Source organism: Gordonia sp. (in: high G+C Gram-positive bacteria) (assembly GCF_052106715.1).
GTDB lineage: Bacteria > Actinomycetota > Actinomycetes > Mycobacteriales > Mycobacteriaceae > Gordonia.
In genome coordinates this window covers 88,486-107,780 of record NZ_JBQEDL010000010.1, presented here as the reverse complement: position 1 = coordinate 107,780, position 19,295 = coordinate 88,486, and the positions used below count along the sequence as shown (strand labels likewise).

Sequence of the window (19,295 nt, the reverse complement as noted above, 5' to 3'; positions counted from 1 at the left end):
TGCTCGTCAGGCCTTGCCGACGGCCGACATGACGCGCTGGTGGACCTCCGGCAGCTCGCCGACGGCGTCGATGGTCTTGACGGTGCCCGCGTAATGCGTCAGCAACGGAGCCGTCTCGGCCTCGTACACCGACATCCGGTTGCGGATCACGTCTTCGGTGTCGTCGGCGCGACCACGAGCCAGCATGCGCTCGACGACCACGTCGGCATCGACCTCGAACGACAGGACGCCGTCGAGCTGCGTGCCCAGGTCGTCGAGGATGCCTTCGAGTGCGACGGCCTGCTCCGTGGAGCGGGGGAAGCCGTCGAGGATGAAGCCCTTGGCGGCGTCCGGCTCGGCGAGACGCTCACGGACCATGTTGATGGTGATCTCCGGCGGGACGAGGTTTCCCGCGTCGAGAAACTTCTTCGCCTCGAGCCCGATCGGGGTGCCCTGCGAGATGTTCGCCCGGAAGAGGTCTCCGGTCGAGATGTGCGGAATGCCGAGCGCTTCCGACAACAGCTCTGCCTGCGTGCCCTTACCTGCTCCGGGAGGACCGAGGATGACGAGTCTCATTTCAGGAACCCTTCGTACTTGCGTTGCATCAACTGGCTGTTCACCTGCTTGATGGTGTCGAGGCCGACAGCCACGATGATCAGCAGCGCCGTACCGCCGAACGGAATGTTCTGCGCGCTGCTTCCACCAAGGTCCATGAACAGGTTCGGGAGGATCGAGATGATGCCGAGGTACAGCGATCCCGGCAGCGTGATTCGGTTGAGCACATAGCCCAGGTATTCGGCGGTCGGCCTACCCGGTCGGATGCCCGGGATGAAGCCGCCGTAACGCTTCATGTCGTCGGCTCGCTCTTCCGGGTTGAACGTGACCGCCACGTAGAAGAACGTGAAGAACATGATCAGCAGGAAGTAGAGCACGATGTGGAACCAGCTGGACGGGTTGATCAGGTTGTCCTGCATCCAGACCTGCCAGCCCGACACCTCGGTGTTGTTCTGGTTGGTGATCTGCAGGATCAACTGCGGGATGTACAGCAGCGACGACGCGAAGATCACCGGGATGACACCTGCGGTGTTCACCTTGATCGGCATGTACGTCGACGATCCGCCGTACATCTTTCGTCCGACCATGCGTTTGGCGTACTGGACGGGTATCCGTCTCATGCCCTGCTCGATGAACACGACGGCGATCAGGATGATCAACACGGCCACACATACGAGGCCGAAGGCGAGGCCGCCGCGGGACTGCAGGATGTTGCGGCCCTCGGACGGCAGACGTGCCGCGATACCCGCGAAGATCAGGATCGACATGCCGTTGCCGACGCCGCGTTCGGTGATGATCTCGCCGAACCACATGACCAGCAGAGCACCTGCCGTCATGACGAGCACGATGATGATGAGGCCGAAGATCGACCGGTCGGAGATGATCTCCTGAGAGTTGCAGTCGCCCCCGGTCGTCGGCAGCAGATTACCGCTGGCGGCAAGCGCGACGATACCCGTGGACTGCAGCAGTGCCAGCGCCAACGTCAGGTAGCGCGTGTACTGCGTCATCTTCGTCTGGCCGGACTGGCCTTCCTTACGCAGTTGCTCGAACCGCGGGATGACCACGGTGAGCAGCTGAACGATGATGCTGGCCGTGATGTACGGCATGATGCCGATCGCGAAAACCGACAGCTGCAGCAATGCGCCGCCGGAGAACATGTTGATCAGCGAGTAGATCTGTCCGGAGTCGCCCTGGCTGGCGGCTTCGACGCATCGGTCGATCTCTTTGAAATTCACGCCCGGCGACGGCATCGTCGCGCCGAGGCGGTACAGCACGAGGATGCCGAGGACGTAGAAGATCTTCTTCCTCAAGTCGGGCGTCCGGAAGGTCGCCACGAGGGGGGAAAGCACCAAGTCCTCCTATAAGCACCTGAGTCTGCGGACCGCTGGCCAGCATTCTCGGCGTTCACGCTCGAAAGATTCCGGGCACCCTGTCGTCAGGGCGCCCCTACGAACTCTAACAGTCGTCTGACCACAACCGGTCAGGCGAGCAGGGCACGGACACGACTGTCCGTTTTCCGCTCGCCTGACCGGGTGATCAGATGTGCACCAAGCTCTTACTGCTCGGTGACACTGCCGCCTGCGGCGGCAATCTTCTCTTTGGCGGAACCGGTGAACTTGTCGGCGGTGACGTCGACCTTCACGTTCAGTTCTCCGTTGCCAAGAACCTTGACGAGACGGTTCTTGCGGACGGCGCCTGCTGCCACGAGCTCGGCGACGCCGATGGCGCCACCCTCCGGGAACAGCTTGGCGATGTCGCCGACGTTGACGACCTGGTACTCCACGCGGTTGCGGTTGGTGAAGCCCTTGAGCTTCGGCAGACGCATGTGAATGGGCATCTGGCCGCCTTCGAAGCCGGCAGGCACATTCTTGCGAGCCTTGGTGCCCTTGGTGCCGCGACCCGCGGTCTTACCCTTCGAGCCCTCACCGCGACCCACACGGGTCTTCTCGGTCTTCGATCCCGGTGCGGGACGAAGGTGGTGCAGCTTGATGGTCATGACTTAAACCTCTTCGACTGTCACGAGGTGCCGCACCACATTGATGAGACCGCGGTTGATCGGCGTGTCCTCGCGGGTGACGGTCTTGCGGATACCCTTGAGGCCAAGGGTGCGCAGGCTGTCACGCTGGTTCTTCTTGGTACCGATGGTGCCCTTGATCTGGGTGATCTTCAGCTCAGCCATGGCTTATGCTCCCTTGTTCGCTGCGGCCGCTGCGCGTGCACGCAGCATGCCGGCGGGGGTGACCTCTTCGACGGTCAGCCCGCGACGAGCAGCGACCTCTTCGGGCTGCTGCAGCATCTTCAGGGCGGCGACCGTCGCGTGAACGACGTTGATCGCGTTGTCCGAGCCGAGGCTCTTCGCCAGAACGTCGCTGACGCCTGCGCACTCGAGGACGGCGCGGACGGCGCCACCGGCGATCACACCGGTACCCGAGCTGGCGGGGCGCAGCATGACGACACCGGCCGCTGCCTCACCCTGAACCGGGTGGGTCACCGTGCCGGCGATCAGCGGGACGCGGAAGAAGTTCTTGCGAGCCTCTTCGACACCCTTCTGGATCGCTGCGGGAACTTCCTTGGCCTTGCCGTAGCCGACGCCGACCATGCCGTTGCCGTCACCGACGACGACGAGGGCGGTGAAGCTGAAGCGTCGACCACCCTTGACGACCTTCGAGACGCGGTTGATCGTGACGACGCGCTCGAGCTGGTTGCGCTCTTCGCGGTCACGGCCTCCACGGTTGTCGCGACGGTCGCCGCGGCCGCGGCCGCGATCGCTGCTGTTGTTGCTGTTGGTGTTGTTTCCGGCGGGTCCGTTGCCGCCATCACGCTGACGTCCGGGCATCAGATGTCCCCTCCAGTGTTGATCGTGTTAGTCGTCATCAGAACTTCAGGCCTCCCTCGCGGGCAGCGTCGGCCAGGGCCGCGATGCGACCGTGGTACGCCTTGCCGCCGCGGTCGAAGACGACCGCGTCGACTCCTGCTGCCGTGGCGCGGGCGGCGACGAGCTCGCCGACCTTCTTCGCCTGTGCCGACTTGTCGCCACCGGCGGAGCGAACGTCCGCCTCGATGGTGCTGGCTGCTGCCAGGGTGCGACCGGTCAGATCGTCGATGACCTGCACGTGGATGTGGCGGCTGCTGCGCTTGACGGCCAGACGCGGACGCTCTGCCGTGCCGGAGACGTTCTTGCGCAGACGGAAGTGACGACGCTTGGTCGAGGTACGACGACGAGTCGACACGTCCTTGCCGAGGGGCTTGCGCGCCTGTGCGGTGGTTTGAGTTGTTTCAGCCATGTCTTACTTACCCGTCTTTCCGACCTTGCGGCGGATCTGCTCACCCTCGTAACGCACGCCCTTGCCCTTGTAGGGGTCGGGGCGACGCAGGCGGCGGATGTTCGCCGAGATCTGGCCGACTTGCTGCTTGTCGATGCCCGCGATCGAGAACTTGGTGGGCGACTCGACTGCGAAGGTGATGCCTTCCGGTGCCTCGATCAGCACGGGGTGGCTGTAGCCCAGGGCGAACTCGAGGTCCTTGCCCTTGGCCTGGACGCGGTAACCGACACCGAAGATTTCCATCTTCGTGGTGTAGCCGGTGGTCACGCCGACGACCAGGTTGTTGACGAGGGTGCGGCTCAGGCCGTGCAGTGAACGGCTGCGACGCTCGTCGTTCGGGCGAGCGACGACGAGGGAGTTCTCTTCCTTCGTCACCACGATCGGCTCGGAGACGGTGAGGCTCAGTTCGCCCTTCGGGCCCTTGACCTTCACGTCCTGGCCGTCGACGGTCACGTCGACGCCTGCCGGGATTTCGATGGGATTCTTACCAATACGCGACATTTTTACGCTCCCCTACCAGACGTATGCGAGGACTTCGCCGCCCACGCCCTGGTTGGCTGCCTGGCGGTCGGTGAGCAGGCCGGACGACGTGGAGATGATGGCCACGCCGAGGCCGCCCAGGACCTTGGGCAGGTTGGTGGACTTCGCGTACACCCGGAGTCCCGGCTTCGAGACGCGGCGGAGACCAGCGATGCTGCGCTCCCGGCTCGGGCCGTACTTCAGGGTGACGACGAGCTTCTTGCCGACCTCTGCGTCTGCGACGCTGAAGTCGGTGATGTAGCCCTCGCGCTTGAGGATCTCGGCGATGTTCACCTTGATCTTCGACGACGGGAGGGTCACCTCGTCGTGAAACGCCGAGTTGGCGTTGCGCAGACGCGTCAGGAAGTCTGCGATCGGGTCAGTCATGGTCATGGTTGACCGTCAACCTTTCTCGTAGCGGTTCCCATACAGCGGTGATCGGCGATTTCTCGCATGCGATGCGCCGGTGGGCCTTCCACGAAGTGGATAGTTGTGCATTTTCTCCCCCGCCGATGCCATTGGCTTTTCACCGGCACCCGCGAGCTATGAAGTTGTGGCTCCTGGGGGCACACTTCACCCAGGCAACTGGTCTAGTGTAGAGAACCCCGCGGTCTGAACCAAATCGGTGGTCGTCACAGGTTGCGCTTCTCCACGTGTTGTTTGTTACCCGATTCGGGTAACGATCAACACGATTGATTGCCGACGGCACATTTCGGCGACGAGCAGGCGGTCGGTGTGCCCGTCCATCCCCGACGCGCGAATATCCGAGCCAGCTTGGCGGCGGTGACGCATGGCCGGACCGACGCCTGGCCCCAGCCGAGCCGCCTCGTGTCCAGGTCCGATTCGACGGCGGCGTCCAGGTCTCGCTCCATATCCCGGTCCCGATCGGCGACGCTGTCGTGAAACGCACGGCCGTCGAGTTCGACGACGAGGCCGAAGTCCGGGTGCTCCATGTCGCGAAATCCGCGTCGTCCGACGCGGATCTCGGACTGTCGTACCGGCTTCGGGAGGCCGTGCGGCCGCTCGACTTTCGTGAGGTACGCGTACTCGAGCGCCGAGCAGGTGCCGTCGCGGATGTCGGCGAGGATCGCGGCGATCAGCGCTCGACGACGCAGCCGCGTCCGCCGTTGCGCCGCGTCGAGGAGTCGGGCGGCGGTCGTCCGACGTCCGCCGACCGCTTCGGACAACACCGCGACGACCTCGATGTCGTTGCGTGCACCCGCGGCGACGTCGAGGACAGCTTCCTCGAGTCGGATCCGCGGCGGCGACAGATTGGCCTGGACGTCGGCCTCGAACGTCGCCCGGTGGTGGACGACGACGCCGTCTCGCGAGGTGACGTGCCGTCCGTCGGCCACCGCGATGTGGATCGGCTCCGCACGACGTCCCTCCTCCTGGAGACGCATCGTCGCGCGCACCGAGGACGCGTGACTCAATGCTGCGGGAGCCGCGTCGAGCACGGCGCACCACGCACGTTGCCGCCAGGACAACGGTCCGTTGTGCGTGATGTAGACCCCCGGCTGAACGCTCAACCACGCACCGCTTCGGAGCTGCCGACGGACATACGCGGAGTCGACGCCGCAAGCCAGCGCCTGTCGTCGCGCGACGACGCCGTCCTGGTCTTTGATCAGTTGCACGAGACGGGCAATGGCCTCGATATCCCCCATCTCCGAATTCTCGCTGACGACCGTACATCGGCCAAGGTCGTTATCCACAGCCCGGCAGATGACTTAATCGTGTTGTTTGTTACCCGATTCGGGTAACAAACAACACGATTGAGTCAGACGCCTCTACGACTGCGGCGGCAGGATGTGCACTCCGGTCTTGTCGCAGGCCAGGGCGAGCGACGAGATGTACTGCGTCGAGCCGTCAGGAGCGGGGACTGCGGAGGCGAGCATGTCGGGACGCTCGAACTCGGCGCCGGTCACGCAGCACCGCAGGGTGGCGTCGCTCGGGTTCCCGTACTCGTCGTACATGGGCAGGTCGATGCCGTCGTCGGTACGACGCAGGTAGTACCGGCCGCGAGTCGCGACGGCGAGGATCGGCGGGAGCACGAACGCCAGGACAGCGGCGACGAGCGGCGAATAGGGTGCGATGCCGTCGCCGAATGCTCCGAAGAACACGGCGATCGACGCGCCCGCGGCGACGGCAACCGACACGAAGCCGACCGGGTTCACCGCGTACAGCATTCCGCGACGGAACTCCGGAGCCATTGGGCTGATCTTCAGCAGCCACTTGTTGACGACGATGTCGGTGGCGACGACGACGATCCAGGCGATGGCACAGTTCGCATAGAAGTTCAGCAGCTCGTTCAGGAAACTGAACATGTTGGCTTCCATCAGTACCAGCGCGATCAGCAGGTTGACGACGACGAACACGAGCCGACCCGGATACGTCTTGGTGACACGGGTGAACGAGTTGGTCCATGCGAGCGACCCCGAGTACGCGTTCGTCACGTTGATCTTGATCTGCGAGATCACCACGAGGATCAGGGCCAGGGTCATCGCCAGCCACGGCGGCATCATCTCTTCGTAGACCATCACGAACTGGTGGACCGGCTGGTTCGCGACGCCCGCGCTGTCGGCGACGTGGCCGATCAGATAGACGGCCAGGAACAGACCGACGATCTGTTTCGCCGCGCCGAACAGCACCCATCCCGGGCCTGCGACGAGGACGGCCGTCCACCAGCGTCGCGTGTTCTCCGGAGTCTTCGGCGGCATGAACCGCAGGTAGTCGATCTGCTCGGCGATCTGCGCAATCAGCGACAGACAGACGCCTGCGCACAACATGATCCCGGCCCAACTCACGCCCTCACCGCGCGGCGCACCGTTCTCGTCGATGCCGCCGAACGCGAGGAAGTCGCTCACCGCGCTCGGGTGCGCGACGAGCAGGTAGACGAGCGGACCGACCATCATCACCAGCCACAGCGGCGTCGTCCACACCTGTAGTTTCGCGAGAGCCTTCATCCCGTAGATCACCAGCGGCAGGACGATCAGCGTCGACGCCAGATAGCCGACCGGCAGCGGTATCCCGAGACCGAGTTCCAGGCCCTGCGCCATGATCGAACCCTCAAGGGCGAAGAAGATGAACGTGAACGACGCGAAGATCAAGTTGGTGACGACGCTGCCGTAGTACCCGAAGCCGCTGCCCCGGGTGATCAGATCCAGGTCGAGGTTGTAGCGGGCGGCGTAGACCGCGAGCGGGATGCCCGTCGCGATGATGACCGCCGCGAACAGCGCGATTCCCCACAGCGCATTGCCCGTACCGTGCGCAATCCCGATGTTGGCGCCGATCGAGAAGTCGGCGAGGTACGCGATACCGCCGAGCGCCGACGTGGCGACCACCGCTGTACTCCACTTGCGGTAACTGCGCGGCGCGAACCGGAGTGTGTAATCCTCGAGCGTCTCGGTGAGCGCATCCCCCTCCCGCCCACCTGCGACCGGACCGTCTGGAACGCGCGTCAACTGGTCTGTCATTCGTCCTCCACTCACCCTCTTCGATCGGTGAATTGAATGTATGCAGGCGATGTCACCACCGCGGGGCGGTTATGTTGCGTCGCCGAAACCGTTGGTGTCGAACGTGTTACGTCGTCGCTCGGCGCCGCGTCGCGACGAAGACCGCGGCCCAGACGGCCAGCAGGACCCCGGTCAGCCAGATACCGAGCGTCTCCAGGTCGGCTCCGCCGAGCCACTCGAACGGTCCGGTCCAGCCCCACTGCTCATACGCGAGGGAAGACAGTTGAACCACCGCGATGAACGCCGCGACCGCCGCCGAGATGCCCGTCATCACCGACCGGTACGAGATCGCTCGCGACCGCGTGGCGCCGGGCGACCACACGTACGCGCGGCGCATCACCGCGCCCTGCACCGTGTCGAGCAACGACATGCCTGCCGCGAACAGGACGGGCAGGGTGAGGACGGCCCACCACGGCACGGCCCCCAGGCTCGCCGATCCGGCGAGCGCCAGCAGGCCGATCTCGGTCGCGGTGTCGAACCCGAAACCGAAGGCGAAGCCGACCGCGAACATCCGGGTAGGGCGGTCGACGACGCGCTCGAACCGGCGCACCACCGGCCACACGAGACCGCCGGCGGACGCGCCGTCGGACGTGCCGAGCGATCGGACGTTGACTGCCGCGATCGCCAGGAGGAACAGCGACGAGACGAGCGGCCCCCAGACGCCAGTCACCTCGTGCAGGGTCGAGTCGTCGTCGGTGACGGCACGGCCGAGCGCGCCGAGCCCGACGACGAGCGCCAGGCACAGCCCGAACACGACGCTCGAGTGGCCGAGCGAGAACCAGAGGCCAACCGTCGACGCTGGTCTGCCCCGGTCGACGAAGCGGCGCGTCGTGTTGTCGATGGCAGCGATGTGGTCGGCGTCGAACGCGTGCCGCAGGCCGAGTGCGTACGCGCCCAGTCCGACGGCGAGCGCAGCGGGTCCGGCCGAGTCGTACGTGATCCCCGACGGAACCACCACCGTCAGCAGGAGACCCCACCCGAGCAGGTGCAATACAACGATGACGGCGACGGCCCATCGGCTGCCGGGATCGCGAACTGATCGGTCCTCGGCGAGCACAGCTTGGTCTTCGGCCGTCACAGATCCGCCTCCATCAGTCGTCGCCCTCTATCAGTCGTCGGAAGGTGTCCCACGTGTGTGCGAGCGGACTCTCGTGAACAGAGTGCCCGAGGTATCGGGCCAATGCGCCCGGTCCGGCAGTCTCCATCGTGTGCGCGTCACTCTCGCCGGGTCGAATCCCTGCCAGCACGATCGATTCGATGACGCGGTTCGATCCGAGCACTCCGGGCATCGGCTGGTCGCCGTGCACGTCGATCGACTCGACGAGCAGCGGGACGTCGTCGACCGTCACCGTCGTCTCGGCGCACAGACGTCCGCCTCGCTCGCCGGAGCGTCCGAGCACACAGATGTCGCGGACCAGTGCGCGTGCGCCGTCGGCGAGAGCGATCTCGGTCCGACGATGCAGGTTCGCGCCGTCGGCGACGACAGTCTCCAGACCACGCCAGATCAGCGTCGCCCCGGGTTCGACGATGACGTGCGTCGACCACCCCGACGCTTCGCCGTCCGCGTCGTAGGCGACGGTCCCGCCGACTTCGGTGAGGTCGAGCGTGCATCCCGCCCCGACGCGGATGTCGAGACCGATCGCGTCGCCGCCCAGGAGCATCGCCCCACCCGCCACCAGCGCGATCCGCGCCGACGACGCGGTCCGGTCCAGCAGCCTCGGGACCAACGTCGTGCCGGCTTCCGCCGACAGGTCGACGAGCGCCCGTCCCGGCGCGGCGTCGACGGCGATCCGAGCGGTCCTCAATGCTGGTGCGAGTGCACGTACCCGCCGTCCGGGTGCGCGTCGTCGGCATGGAAGTGAGGGGCCATCGGGCCCGGGTCCACTGGCTCGTGCGATCCGCTGCGATGCGCCGCAAGCACACGAAGGACCCATTCACGCAGGGCAGCAACCGATTCCGCATCGGTCCGAGACAAGGCGAGGACGGGCCGTCCCTCCCTCGCCTCAGACGCGTCGGCCACCATCGTCGGAACGTCGACGCCGACGTACGGCGCGAGGTCGGTCTTGTTGACGACGAGGAGGTCCGCGCGACCGATGCCCGGACCGCCCTTGCGTGCGACGTCGCCGCCGCCTGCGACGTCGAGCACGAAGATCTGCGCGTCGACGAGCGCAGGCGAGAACGTGGCAGTCAGGTTGTCACCGCCGGATTCGATGAGGACCACGTCGAGTGGCGCGAAGTCGGCTTCCAGGTCTTCGGCGGCGAGCAGGTTAGCGGTCACGTCGTCGCGGATCGCGGTGTGCGGGCAGGCTCCAGTCTCGACGGCGCGGATCCGATCCGGGTCCAGGACGCCCGCCGACCGCAGGAAGCGCGCGTCCTCGTCGGTGTAGATGTCGTTGGTGATGACGCCGATCGCGAGCTCGTCGACGAGGGCGGCGCAGACGGTGGCGATCAACGACGACTTGCCGGTACCGACGGGGCCGGCGATCCCGAGTCGGAGCGCACGGTCTGGTGCAGCGGTGTGGTCAGGCACGGAACAACCTCTGGGTCAGGCGGGCGTGGGTCTGCGCCCACTGCTCGCTGTGTGGAGCCCCGGACGCCGGAACGGCGGCGGGGTCGGTGACGGCGGCGATCTGCGCCACCGTCGATTCGGCCGCAGCGCACGCGTCGAGGATCCACCCGGTGGCCTCGGCGGGGTCGCGCGGGTCGAGCTTGAGCAATGCCGCGGCCGCGGTCGCCGCCTCGTCGTAGATCACCAGGCGGACGAGGTCAGTAGCGGGCAGCGCTGCTGTCGCCGCGATGGCTCCGAGAACCACTGCGCGGCATGGTGTCTCGGGAAGGGCGCCGGAGTCGACGGCGGGCCAAATGCGCCGGGCCAGTCGTAGGTATCCGCGCGCGTGGGCGATCGACGCGGTACGCACTGCGGGCGACGGCGTCCGCGCCGCCCACGCGTCCTGCACCGCCTGCAGCGATTCGCCGGAAAGCACACGGTGGCGCGCGAGGACAGCGGTCCCCGCTTCCACCTGTGAGGTGGTCTGCGCCCGCGCGCACAGCAGATCCCGCACGTGGTCAGGCGGCATGCCACCGGTCAGGGCCGGCTCCATGCCCGCGGAGTACGCGTGCCCGCCGGTCGGCAGCCGCGCATCGGCCAAGAGCATCGCGACCTGGGTCGGTGCCGTCATCAGAACATCGAGTAGAGCTGCGCCATCGGCAGCTCCACTGCGGGTGCGGGAGTCACGAGCTCGCCGTCGATCCGGATGTCGAAAGTGTCGGGCCGGATGTCGATTCTCGGCAGGGCGTCGTTGACCTTCATGTCCGCCTTGCCGATCGCGCGCGTCGGCCGGACCGGCGCGAGACGACGTCGTAGCCCGAGCCGGTCGGCGAGCCCGTCGTCAAGCGCTGCGGGCGACACGAACGACACCGAGAGGTCGGCACCGATGCGCGCGCCGAACGTCGGGCGTTGCAGGACCGGCTGCGGCGTGGGGATGGACGCGTTCGGGTCGCCGAGCGATGCCCAGGCGATGGTCCCGCCCTTGATCACCAGCGACGGCCGGACTCCGAAGAAGCGCGGATCCCACAGAGTCAGGTCGGCGAGCTTGCCGGGTTCGATCGATCCGATCTCGTGGTCGATGCCGTGCGCGATCGCCGGGTTGATCGTGTATTTGGCGACGTATCGGCGCGCGCGGTAGTTGTCGGCCCCGCTCCTGGCGGCCAGGTTGTCGGCGGCCCCGCCGCCGAGATGACCCCGCCGCGCCTTCATCACGTGCGCCACCTGCCAGGTACGGGTGATGACCTCGCCGATGCGGCCCATCGCCTGTGCGTCCGACGACGTGATCGACAATGCGCCCAGGTCGTGCAGGATGTCCTCAGCGGCGATCGTCGTCGCACGGATACGCGATTCGGCGAACGCGAGGTCCTCCGGGACCGCCGGATTCAGGTGGTGGCAGACCATCAGCATGTCGAGGTGCTCGGCGACGGTGTTGACGGTGTGCGGGAGCGTCGGGTTGGTGGATCCGGGGATCACGTTGGGCAGCCCGGCGATCGACAGGATGTCCGGCGCGTGGCCACCGCCCGCACCCTCGACGTGGAACGCGTGGATGCTGCGGCCGCCGATCGCGTCGACCGTCGAGTCGACGAAGCCCGCCTCGTTCAACGAGTCCGAGTGCAACGCGACCTGCAGTCCCCAGTCATCGGCGGCGCGGAGCGCGGCGTCGATCGCGGCGGGGGTCGCACCCCAGTCCTCGTGGACTTTGAACCCCGCGGCGCCGCCGAGCGCCTGTTCGGCGAGTCCGTCCGCCGACACCGTGTTGCCTTTGCCGAGGAGTAGAACGTTGACCGGAATCGCGTCGAGGGCGCGGTGCATCTGCTGCAGATGCCACGCGCCGGGCGTCACGGTCGTCGCCTTGGACCCCTCGGACGGCCCCGTCCCGCCGCCGATGAGCGTCGTCAACCCAGTCGCGAGTGCTTCGTCGCACTGCGACGGGGACAGCAGGTGGACGTGGGAGTCGATACCGCCCGCGGTGAGGATCTTCCCCTCTCCAGAGATCACATCGGTCGACGGTCCGATGACGAGGTCGGGGTGCACGCCGTCGGCGATGTCCGGGTTGCCGGAGCGTCCGAGTGCGACGATCCGTCCGTCGCGGATGCCGACGTCGGCGCGTTCGATCCCCCACCAGTCCAGAACGACGACGTTCGTGATGACCGTGTCGAGGGCGCCCGCGCTGCGTGGCACAGCCGACTGCCCCATCGACTCGCGGATCGACTTGCCACCGCCGAACACCGCCTCGTCGCCGCCGAGGGTGTGGTCTCGTTCGATCTCGATCCACAGGTCGGTGTCGGCCAGACGGATCTGGTCGCCGACAGTCGGACCATACAGCGACGCGTAGGTTCCGCGGTCGATCTCGACCATCAGCGCGCCTGCTTTCCGAGTGCGATCCCGGGGACGATCCGCAGTCCACGCAAGGCAACCGCCGCAACAGATTTCGAGGCTCCTGGTTCGAATCGAACCGACGTCCCAGACGGCACGTCGAGGCGGAAGCCGTCGGCGGCCCCCCGGTCGAAGTCGAGCGCCGCATTGGCGTCGGGCAGGTGCAGGTGCGAGCCGATCTGGACCGGGCGGTCGCCGGTGTTGACGACGACGAGGTCGATCCGCTCGGAGTCGTCGCGGTCGGCGTTGAGGGCGATGACGCCGGGTCGGACGCGGATCGCGCCCGGCCCGTCGGTACGTGGTGCCGAAGACATGTGTCGCCCTTCTAGTCGATCGGGTGGTGAATGGTGACGAGCTTGCGGCCGTCCGGGAACGTGGCCTCCACCTGTACGTCGTCGAGCATCTCGGCGACGCCGGGCATCACGTCCTCACGCGTCAGGACGCGCCGTCCTTGTTCCATGAGTTCGGCGACGCCGACACCGTCGCGCGCCCGCTCGATGACCCACGTCGACAGCAGGGCGACGGTCTCGGGATGGTTGAGTCGCACTCCACGCGCACGACGATCGCGTGCCACCATCCCGGCCACCGACAGCAGCAGTTTCTCGGTGTCTCCCGGCGTGAAGCGCATACGAAAGATAGTGCCACCGCGTACTCGCGCGAGCGACCATGAGCCTGCCGCGTCACACGAACGTCATAGACGCGCAACGGCCCAGAAACGCTCGCGGTACTTCTCGGTATCCGCAGATCGTCGGCAGATGACTTAATCGTGTTGTTTGTTACCCGATTCGGGTAACAAACAACACGATTGAGTCAAGGTGCAGGCGCCGAGTGTGACCGTCCGGGCACGGGTCTGACCAACGCCGGGCATGAGTACGGCCATAAGTCCCCGAAGTCTGGCGAAGCACAGAAGTCTGGGCATGTCAGGTCTACAGTTCGGGTCATGCGTGAATCCCACAGCGTGCAAGGACCGGCAGCTCAAGCGCTACTGGACGTTGGCAGATTCTTCACGAAGTGGGACGAGACACAGGAGACATCATGAATTCGGTATCGCTTCCCACCGTCGTCGACGAACTGCTGTCGGAGGCTCGCACCGCGAGATCCGGGCGGGCGGCGCGCACCATCCGCGGTCACGTCGAACACAATTTGCGGCACACAGTCATCGCGTTGGCCGCTGGGAAAGGGCTCGCCGACCACGAGAGTCCCGGTGAGGCCACCCTCCAGGTACTCCGCGGGACGGTCCGGCTCACCGCACCCGACGGCGAATGGCGTGGCACCGCAGGCGATCTCGTCGACATTCCGAACGTCCGGCACGGATTGACGGCGGACGAGGACGCGGCGGTGTTGTTGACGGTCGCGCTGGGGTCTTCTGGTGCCTGACCTTGATCGAAATTGACGTGCTTGTAGTCTGAGCGAAGTAGTCGAAACGGACGAAGTTGTCATCCGAACGAACTACACTCGGTAGGTGTGACAACTTCCCGGGTGACACCGTACGACGCCACTTTCACCTATGCAGAGTCCGAGCGGGTCCGATCATCAATCGTGACTGCGTACGCGTTCACTGAGAGCAGCGTCGACTCGGCAGAACTCGTCGATCAGGTCGCACGGCGCGCCGATGCCGTGTTGCGCCTCCGCCAACGAATGGTCCGGGCTCACCTCGACATCGGAGACGCGTACTGGACCGAGGTTCCGGACTTCGACGCGCGTAAACATATCGAAACCCGCCCTGCGATGGGATGGGACACGCTCGTACGTTTCATGACAGACCTTCACGAACTCGATTTCGACCACGAACGGCCTCTCTGGCAGATCTACATCGTGCGAGACGTCAGCGGAATCGAGTCGACGAGCGGACCGTGCACTGTAGTCGTGCTGCGCTTCCACCATTCGATGGCCGACGGAATGGGCGTGGCAGAGATCGCTCGATCGCTATTCGAAGAGCAGTCGGAACCGCCGCCGCCTTCTACCGGTCGTGCGTCTACCACTCGCGGCAAGGTCACCGCCATCGAGATCGTTCGGGGATTCATCCGGCCTTTCATGATCCTCGCCGACCTCTGGCGGCTCGTCATGGTGAGTCGCCGAGCCGCGAAGGATCGTAAGGCGGGTGTGTGGACGATGCCCGACGCACAGCCGCGTGTCACCGCTGTGAACCAGCCGTGCGGTCCCGATCGGGACTCGGCGATCGTCTTCGAGTCCGTCAGCCGGGTGCGTCGCGTCGCCCACGCCATCGGGTCGGCCTCGGTGAATGACGTGGTACTGAGCGTCATCGGACGCTCGATGGCAGCGCACCTCGGCGAGCCTGAGAAGCCACTCGCTGCAAGTGTCCCCATCTCCGTCAGAGACTTGGTCGATCCCGACATGCGGAACGCGCTGGGATTCGGGACCGTCGAATTGAGCCCGGAGCTTCCGCTCGACGAGCAGGTCCGAGCCGTTCACCATCGGGTTCGGTCCGAGCGCACTCGACTCAATCTCCCGACTTTCGCGGCTATGTATTCGATTCTTCCGCGCCTGCCGGGATTCGCCTATCGCCTCCTGTACCGCCGTGGGCAAGCCCGTGAAGCACGAGGCCCCAAGCCCGGTCCCACGCAGCTGCGCATCAGCACGATCCCGAAGGGGCCGTCGCACTCGTGGACCCTCGCGGGCCAACCCGGAGTGGCCTGTTTCGGCGTCACACCGGTCTCCGACGGACTCGGTGTCAACCACACCGTCTCGACCTTCGGCGACAACCTGGCGATCGGGATCATGGCCGATCCCGCGCAGCTGCATGACCTCGACGGCTACGTCGCCACTCTCCGAGCGAACCTTGAGGAAGTGATCTCCTCATACGGGCGCTCCGCCTGACTCTCACTCCCCGCGCGACACGTAGTACGGACGCGGGCCGCGCCACCCGTACTTCAGGGAGGCCAGCCGCGCCACGATCACGAGCAGCGCGCAGATCAGCCCCATCCATCCGCGATACCAGTCGAAAGCCATGAGCGTGGACGCCACGACGGCTCCGGCGAACGCGGGGATCGCGTAGAGCGGCTCGTCGGTGCGCAGGATCGCGGGCACTTTCCCAGACAGGACATCGCGGATGATGCCACCGCCGACGCCCGTGGTGAATCCGAGCAGAGCGGCCACTGTCGGCGACGCGCCCCACGCGTGGCCCACGGTGGCGCCGACGACGACGAACATCCCGAGACCGATCGCGTCGGTCACGTCCAGCGGCCACCGGGTCAGTCGGGGCGGCGGATGCCAGAAGAAGATAACGAGGCCGGTAGCCGCCGCAGCCGCGAGGAACTTGAGGTCGGTGAACGCGGTCGGCGGCGTGTTGCCGACCATGATGTCGCGAATGATGCCACCGCCGAGTGCTGTGCTGACAGCCAAGAACACGATGCCGACGATGTCGAGGTTCCGTCGCACGGCCAGGAGCGCACCGGACGCCGCGAACGCAATGGTGCCGATCATCTCGCCGATCTCCTGGACGACCGATGCCGCGTGGTCGATGTCGGCAGCCAACACCGCCTGCGCAACGCTCATCGACGTCTCCTCACCGACTGGCTTGTCCTTCATGAGGAGCCTAGTCATCGCGGCACGGTCGCCCCGACATGACGGGCGCGCATCTCGGTACAGTTAACCTGTGAGGCAGTTGTCCCCCGGCGAGAATCAGCCGCTCCCGTCGTCGACGATCCGCGTGCAGGTCCGCTCGGCCTCCCCGGTGAACACGTCGGCGATTCTCGTGGCCGACAACGGGCGCGTCCGCTCGGATGCCGACTTCGTCTTCTACAACCAGCCGTCTGCACGCGGTGTGCAGTACCGCGACGAGGGGTCCGTCGACACGGTCACCGTCAACACCACCGCCGTCGATCGCGAGATCACGACGATCGCGGTCACCGCGAGCCTCGACGGAACCGGCCCCAGTTCGTTCGCGACCGCCGGAGCGCTGCAGGCGACGGTGTTCGACGCCGCGGGCACCGTGTCCGCCGACTTCACCGTTCCCGGGCTGACGAGCGAGACCGCCGTCGTATGCCTTGAGGTGTATCGACGCGGCGACCAGTGGAAGGTCCGCGCCGTCGGACAGGGCTACGACAACGGGCTGTCCGGGCTGGCGACAGCGTTCGGCATCAGCGTCGACGACGACCCCGCACCGCAGAACGCACCGCGCATGACCGATCCGCAGCCGTGGCCGCCAACCGCAGGCCAGGCTCCCCAATCACAGACACAGCAGCGACCGACACCTTCGCCGGTCCCCAATCCAGCCGCGGCACCTATCGCCGCGGGCCGTACCCCAGGAGGGTCCATGCAGAGCGAACTCTTCGCCCCCGACCACGCCGAAGTCCAGGCCCAGGGCATCACCAAGCAGGGCAGCAAGATGTGCCGTGTCGGGCTCAACGGCGAGGTCATGGCCCGGCAGGGATCGATGGTCGCCTACCAGGGCGACCTTCACTTCGAAGGAATCGGCGCGGGCGGCTTCGGGCGCATGATGCGCCAGGCGATGACCGGTGAGGGCGTCCCCCTCATGAAGGTCTCCGGGCGCGGCGACCTGTTCCTCGCCGATAACGCCTCCGAAGTGCACGTGATCGACCTCGACGGGTCGGACGGCCTCACCATCAACGGCACCAACGTCCTGGCCTTCGAGCCCACCCTCCAATACAACGTCGAACGCATGCACGGCGCCGGCGCGATGAGCAACGCGGGCATGTTCAACTGCGTGTTCACCGGACGCGGCCGGATCGCCATCACCACCAACGGCTCCCCCGTTGTACTGAACGTCGCAGGAGACACCTACGCCGACCCACAGGCCGCGGTCGCGTGGTCGTCGAGTCTGCGGACCTCGATCAAGACCAACGACAGCTTCGGTCTCAACACGCTCCTGGGGCGCAGCACCGGCGAGCGATTCACCCTCGCGTTCGGCGGACAGGGGTTCGTCGTCGTCCAACCGTCCGAGCAGCCGCCCGGCGGTTTCATCGGCGGCACGGGACAAGGTAAGGACGCGGGAGTCGGTGGAGCGTTGGGCGGTTTCCTCGGACGCTGACGACTACTCGTCAGGACGACAGCGTCGCACGCAACGCCGACGCGAACTCGTCGGCATCCCGCGCGCCGAGACGCGCGTAGTTCAGCACGAGCCCCGATACCACGTGCTGCGACGACTGACTGCTCAGTGATCTCGTCCGCCACCCCGCAGTCTCGAGCACATGGACCACCTCGTCGTCGTCACAACCCGGCAGCAGCACGCACAGGTGCAGGCCTGCTTCGACCCCCGTCACCGAAAGGTCGGGACACTCCCGGTCTAGCGCCGCGACCAGCCGCGACCGCCGATCGCTGTACACGCGGGCTGCCCGCGCAAGGTGACGATCCATCGCACCCGATCCGATGAACTCCGCCAGAGCATCGGCGGGCACTGACGACGGCCCTCGACGGTGCACCGCGAGCCACCGCTCGACGTCGCGGCGCAGTGCAGTCGGCGGCAGACACCAGGCGACGCGCAGATCCGGTGACACCGACTTAGACGACGTGCCGACGTACGCCACGCTCTCATCCCCGCCCGGCAGGGTCACGAGCGCGGGCAGCGGAGCGACGCCGTAGCGGAACTCTCCGTCGTAGTCGTCCTCGATCACCAGAGATCCGGTCCGCCGCGCCCATTCGACCAGCGCCACTCGACGGTCCACGCTCGCCCGGTACCCGAGCGGATACTGGTGTGCAGGCGTGGTGAACACGATGGCGGGCTCGTCGCCAAGGCGGGCGACGTCGAGTCCGTCGGGATCGGCGGGGTGGAACCGAACCTGGAGTCCCTGTTCACGGGCCATGAGCACGGCGCCGCGATATCCGGGGTCCTCGACATGAAACACGACCGGCTGCTCAGCCGCGAACGCAGCGCACAGCGCGGCGACCACCGACCGCGAACTGTCGAACAGGATCGGGTCCGCCTCGGCGATGCCGCGATGCCGCCGCAGATGCCCGGACAGTGCCGCGCGCAGCGTGGGGCTCGGCTCCTCCCACGGATTCAGTCCGGACAGTCCCGCGGCCGCGGCAGCCCGCATGGCACTGCGCCAGGCTCGTCCGGCGACCAGCGCCGCGTCGGGGATTCCGGGACGAAGGTCTCGACGAGATCGCCCTCGTCGCCGTTCGACGTCGGGTCCGGGGCGGCCGTCGTCCCGCCCGCGAGTGCGCGCGCCGGCTTGCGCGGCCTGCACCGCTCCGGCGCTGACGCATGTGCCCGAGCCGTGCTCCGAGACGACGAACCCCGCGGCGACGAGTTCGTCGAACGCGCGGACCACAGTGCCTCGGGAGAGTCCGGTCTGCTCGGCGAGCGCCCTACTCGACGGGATCCGGTCGCCGTCGGCGAGAGCACCGTCGGCGATCCGGTCGACGATCGCGTTCACCAAATCCGCAGCACCCGCCACGTCGCCGAGGACGAGGGAACCAGGACGAGGACCGCGGGGCATGACACAAGCATAGTGGTCCTGCGAAATTGGCAGAAGTGGATCTACCGTCACCACCACTTAG

At 66.5% G+C, this 19,295-nt stretch carries 22 protein-coding genes; 3 read left to right on the top strand and 19 right to left on the bottom strand.

Features of this window, described 5'->3' with window-relative positions; all coding sequences use genetic code 11:
• Nucleotides 1-6: 6 nt before the first annotated feature.
• From ACTIMF_RS07360 to ACTIMF_RS07280, 17 genes are all read right to left on the bottom strand, one after another.
• Nucleotides 7-555, bottom strand: coding sequence for an adenylate kinase (locus tag ACTIMF_RS07360; protein WP_442349627.1), 549 nt, complete (start codon nucleotides 553-555; stop codon nucleotides 7-9).
• Nucleotides 552-1,883 carry a preprotein translocase subunit SecY gene (gene secY / locus ACTIMF_RS07355; protein WP_442349626.1) on the bottom strand — a complete coding sequence of 444 codons (1,332 nt, stop codon included), beginning with the start codon at nucleotides 1,881-1,883 and terminating at the stop codon, nucleotides 552-554. Before secY ends, ACTIMF_RS07360 begins: the two co-directional genes overlap by 4 nt.
• A gap of 206 nt (nucleotides 1,884-2,089) precedes the next feature.
• Nucleotides 2,090-2,530 carry a 50S ribosomal protein L15 gene (rplO, locus tag ACTIMF_RS07350; RefSeq protein WP_442349625.1) on the bottom strand — a complete coding sequence of 147 codons (441 nt, stop codon included), beginning with the start codon at nucleotides 2,528-2,530 and terminating at the stop codon, nucleotides 2,090-2,092.
• 3 nt (nucleotides 2,531-2,533) lie between these two features.
• A complete protein-coding gene (rpmD, locus tag ACTIMF_RS07345; protein WP_161897451.1) occupies nucleotides 2,534-2,713 on the bottom strand; it encodes a 50S ribosomal protein L30 in 180 nt (59 codons plus the stop codon).
• Between the two features lie 3 nt (nucleotides 2,714-2,716).
• Nucleotides 2,717-3,370 carry a 30S ribosomal protein S5 gene (gene rpsE, locus ACTIMF_RS07340; RefSeq protein WP_442349624.1) on the bottom strand — a complete coding sequence of 218 codons (654 nt, stop codon included), beginning with the start codon at nucleotides 3,368-3,370 and terminating at the stop codon, nucleotides 2,717-2,719.
• A gap of 37 nt (nucleotides 3,371-3,407) precedes the next feature.
• Nucleotides 3,408-3,818, bottom strand: a complete 411-nt coding sequence (gene rplR, locus ACTIMF_RS07335) for a 50S ribosomal protein L18 (protein ID WP_442349623.1) — start codon at nucleotides 3,816-3,818, stop codon at nucleotides 3,408-3,410.
• 3 nt (nucleotides 3,819-3,821) lie between these two features.
• Nucleotides 3,822-4,358: a 50S ribosomal protein L6 gene (gene rplF / locus ACTIMF_RS07330; RefSeq protein ID WP_442349622.1), complete on the bottom strand. Its 537-nt coding sequence runs from the start codon at nucleotides 4,356-4,358 to the stop codon at nucleotides 3,822-3,824.
• Between the two features lie 12 nt (nucleotides 4,359-4,370).
• Entirely contained in the window at nucleotides 4,371-4,769 is a 399-nt protein-coding gene (gene rpsH, locus ACTIMF_RS07325) for a 30S ribosomal protein S8 (protein WP_442349621.1), read from the bottom strand.
• A 290-nt stretch (nucleotides 4,770-5,059) separates the two neighbouring features.
• Nucleotides 5,060-6,040, bottom strand: coding sequence for a type IV toxin-antitoxin system AbiEi family antitoxin domain-containing protein (locus tag ACTIMF_RS07320; RefSeq protein WP_442349620.1), 981 nt, complete (start codon nucleotides 6,038-6,040; stop codon nucleotides 5,060-5,062).
• 123 nt (nucleotides 6,041-6,163) lie between these two features.
• Nucleotides 6,164-7,849, bottom strand: a complete 1,686-nt coding sequence (locus ACTIMF_RS07315; RefSeq protein WP_442349619.1) for a purine-cytosine permease family protein — start codon at nucleotides 7,847-7,849, stop codon at nucleotides 6,164-6,166.
• A 106-nt stretch (nucleotides 7,850-7,955) separates the two neighbouring features.
• Entirely contained in the window at nucleotides 7,956-8,966 is a 1,011-nt protein-coding gene (locus ACTIMF_RS07310; protein ID WP_442349618.1) for a HoxN/HupN/NixA family nickel/cobalt transporter, read from the bottom strand.
• Between the two features lie 13 nt (nucleotides 8,967-8,979).
• Nucleotides 8,980-9,693 (bottom strand): urease accessory protein UreD, encoded by a 714-nt coding sequence (locus ACTIMF_RS07305; RefSeq protein ID WP_442349617.1) that lies wholly within the window; start codon nucleotides 9,691-9,693, stop codon nucleotides 8,980-8,982.
• Entirely contained in the window at nucleotides 9,690-10,418 is a 729-nt protein-coding gene (gene ureG, locus ACTIMF_RS07300) for an urease accessory protein UreG (RefSeq protein WP_442349616.1), read from the bottom strand. Before ureG ends, ACTIMF_RS07305 begins: the two co-directional genes overlap by 4 nt.
• Complete coding sequence (locus ACTIMF_RS07295) at nucleotides 10,411-11,067, bottom strand: urease accessory protein UreF (RefSeq protein ID WP_442349615.1); 657 nt, start codon at nucleotides 11,065-11,067, stop codon at nucleotides 10,411-10,413. Before ACTIMF_RS07295 ends, ureG begins: the two co-directional genes overlap by 8 nt.
• Complete coding sequence (locus ACTIMF_RS07290; protein WP_442349614.1) at nucleotides 11,067-12,794, bottom strand: urease subunit alpha; 1,728 nt, start codon at nucleotides 12,792-12,794, stop codon at nucleotides 11,067-11,069. Before ACTIMF_RS07290 ends, ACTIMF_RS07295 begins: the two co-directional genes overlap by 1 nt.
• A complete protein-coding gene (ureB, locus tag ACTIMF_RS07285; protein ID WP_442349613.1) occupies nucleotides 12,794-13,126 on the bottom strand; it encodes an urease subunit beta in 333 nt (110 codons plus the stop codon). Before ureB ends, ACTIMF_RS07290 begins: the two co-directional genes overlap by 1 nt.
• A gap of 11 nt (nucleotides 13,127-13,137) precedes the next feature.
• On the bottom strand, nucleotides 13,138-13,440 hold the full coding sequence (locus tag ACTIMF_RS07280; protein WP_442349612.1) for an urease subunit gamma: 303 nt from the start codon (nucleotides 13,438-13,440) through the stop codon (nucleotides 13,138-13,140).
• A gap of 407 nt (nucleotides 13,441-13,847) precedes the next feature.
• Here ACTIMF_RS07280 and ACTIMF_RS07275 point away from each other — a divergent pair, with 407 nt between their 5' ends.
• Nucleotides 13,848-14,189: a cupin domain-containing protein gene (locus ACTIMF_RS07275; protein WP_442349611.1), complete on the top strand. Its 342-nt coding sequence runs from the start codon at nucleotides 13,848-13,850 to the stop codon at nucleotides 14,187-14,189.
• 87 nt (nucleotides 14,190-14,276) lie between these two features.
• Complete coding sequence (locus ACTIMF_RS07270) at nucleotides 14,277-15,650, top strand: wax ester/triacylglycerol synthase domain-containing protein (protein WP_442349610.1); 1,374 nt, start codon at nucleotides 14,277-14,279, stop codon at nucleotides 15,648-15,650.
• 3 nt (nucleotides 15,651-15,653) lie between these two features.
• Here ACTIMF_RS07270 and ACTIMF_RS07265 read toward each other — a convergent pair whose 3' ends face one another.
• Nucleotides 15,654-16,376: a trimeric intracellular cation channel family protein gene (locus tag ACTIMF_RS07265; RefSeq protein WP_442349609.1), complete on the bottom strand. Its 723-nt coding sequence runs from the start codon at nucleotides 16,374-16,376 to the stop codon at nucleotides 15,654-15,656.
• Between the two features lie 52 nt (nucleotides 16,377-16,428).
• Between ACTIMF_RS07265 and ACTIMF_RS07260 the strand changes: the two genes are divergently transcribed.
• Nucleotides 16,429-17,823, top strand: coding sequence for an AIM24 family protein (locus ACTIMF_RS07260; protein ID WP_442349608.1), 1,395 nt, complete (start codon nucleotides 16,429-16,431; stop codon nucleotides 17,821-17,823).
• 10 nt (nucleotides 17,824-17,833) lie between these two features.
• On the opposite strand, the gene ACTIMF_RS07255 is transcribed toward ACTIMF_RS07260, so the two are convergent.
• Entirely contained in the window at nucleotides 17,834-19,234 is a 1,401-nt protein-coding gene (locus tag ACTIMF_RS07255) for an aminotransferase-like domain-containing protein (RefSeq protein ID WP_442349607.1), read from the bottom strand.
• Nucleotides 19,235-19,295 lie beyond the last annotated feature (61 nt).

Coding starts and splice junctions, on each gene's coding strand:
- ACTIMF_RS07360 (WP_442349627.1), bottom strand. CDS start 555: ATGAGACTCGTCATCCTCGGTCCTCCCGGAGCAGGTAAGGGCACGCAG.
- rplO (WP_442349625.1), bottom strand. CDS start 2,530: ATGACCATCAAGCTGCACCACCTTCGTCCCGCACCGGGATCGAAGACC.
- rpmD (WP_161897451.1), bottom strand. CDS start 2,713: ATGGCTGAGCTGAAGATCACCCAGATCAAGGGCACCATCGGTACCAAG.
- rpsE (WP_442349624.1), bottom strand. CDS start 3,370: ATGCCCGGACGTCAGCGTGATGGCGGCAACGGACCCGCCGGAAACAAC.
- rplR (WP_442349623.1), bottom strand. CDS start 3,818: ATGGCTGAAACAACTCAAACCACCGCACAGGCGCGCAAGCCCCTCGGC.
- rplF (WP_442349622.1), bottom strand. CDS start 4,358: ATGTCGCGTATTGGTAAGAATCCCATCGAAATCCCGGCAGGCGTCGAC.
- rpsH (WP_442349621.1), bottom strand. CDS start 4,769: ATGACCATGACTGACCCGATCGCAGACTTCCTGACGCGTCTGCGCAAC.
- ACTIMF_RS07320 (WP_442349620.1), bottom strand. CDS start 6,040: ATGGGGGATATCGAGGCCATTGCCCGTCTCGTGCAACTGATCAAAGAC.
- ACTIMF_RS07315 (WP_442349619.1), bottom strand. CDS start 7,849: ATGACAGACCAGTTGACGCGCGTTCCAGACGGTCCGGTCGCAGGTGGG.
- ACTIMF_RS07295 (WP_442349615.1), bottom strand. CDS start 11,067: ATGACGGCACCGACCCAGGTCGCGATGCTCTTGGCCGATGCGCGGCTG.
- ACTIMF_RS07290 (WP_442349614.1), bottom strand. CDS start 12,794: ATGGTCGAGATCGACCGCGGAACCTACGCGTCGCTGTATGGTCCGACT.
- ureB (WP_442349613.1), bottom strand. CDS start 13,126: ATGTCTTCGGCACCACGTACCGACGGGCCGGGCGCGATCCGCGTCCGA.
- ACTIMF_RS07280 (WP_442349612.1), bottom strand. CDS start 13,440: ATGCGCTTCACGCCGGGAGACACCGAGAAACTGCTGCTGTCGGTGGCC.
- ACTIMF_RS07275 (WP_442349611.1), top strand. CDS start 13,848: ATGAATTCGGTATCGCTTCCCACCGTCGTCGACGAACTGCTGTCGGAG.
- ACTIMF_RS07265 (WP_442349609.1), bottom strand. CDS start 16,376: ATGACTAGGCTCCTCATGAAGGACAAGCCAGTCGGTGAGGAGACGTCG.
- ACTIMF_RS07255 (WP_442349607.1), bottom strand. CDS start 19,234: ATGCCCCGCGGTCCTCGTCCTGGTTCCCTCGTCCTCGGCGACGTGGCG.